A 687-nucleotide genomic window follows, 5' to 3' on the forward strand; every position below is an offset into this window, starting at 1 on the left:
CATCATATAGGACGACGTCATACACGTACTTTAATGAAGAAAATGGGTATTCAGGCGTTATATTGCAAACCAAATTTAAGCCAGGCTAATCAAGCTCACCGTAAATATCCATATCTGCTCAAAGGGTTGGCTATTCAGCGCAGTAATCAAGTGTGGTCTACGGATATAACGTATATCCCTATGGCAAAAGGCTTTGTTTATTTATGTGCTGTGATTGATTGGCATAGCCGCAAGGTACTTGCGCATAGGGTATCGATTAGTATGGAGGTGGATTTTTGTATTTCGGCTTTAAATGAAGCGATTGAAAAATATGGTCGACCTGAAATATTTAATACAGACCAAGGCAGCCAGTTTACCAGTGATGCATTTATTGATGTATTGAAATCAAATGGCATTCAAATCAGTATGGATGGTAAAGGTCGATGGGTAGATAATGTGATGGTTGAACGATTATGGCGGAGCGTTAAATATGAAGAGGTGTATCTCAAAGCTTATAGCAGTGTCACAGATGCGAAAAAGCAATTAAGTGCATATTTTGAGTTTTATAATTTGAAACGACCTCATTCGAGTCTAGACAAAATGACACCAAATGAGTTTTACTATGATCAGCTACCCCAACAAAACAAGGTGGCTTAACTAGAGCGGAATATCACTTATAAATACGCTTTTAGTTGTTCAAACAAGTGG

Annotated in this window: 1 pseudogene; it reads left to right on the forward strand. The window is 38.0% G+C overall.

From position 1 onward, the window contains the following. A pseudogene (locus C9E89_RS23005) lies at positions 1 to 636 on the forward strand (IS3-like element ISAba14 family transposase); the annotation flags it as partial. Between the last annotated feature and the right edge of the window lie 51 nt (positions 637 to 687).

This window comes from Acinetobacter sichuanensis (assembly GCF_003024515.2).
In the GTDB taxonomy this organism is placed as follows: Bacteria; Pseudomonadota; Gammaproteobacteria; order Pseudomonadales; family Moraxellaceae; genus Acinetobacter; species Acinetobacter sichuanensis.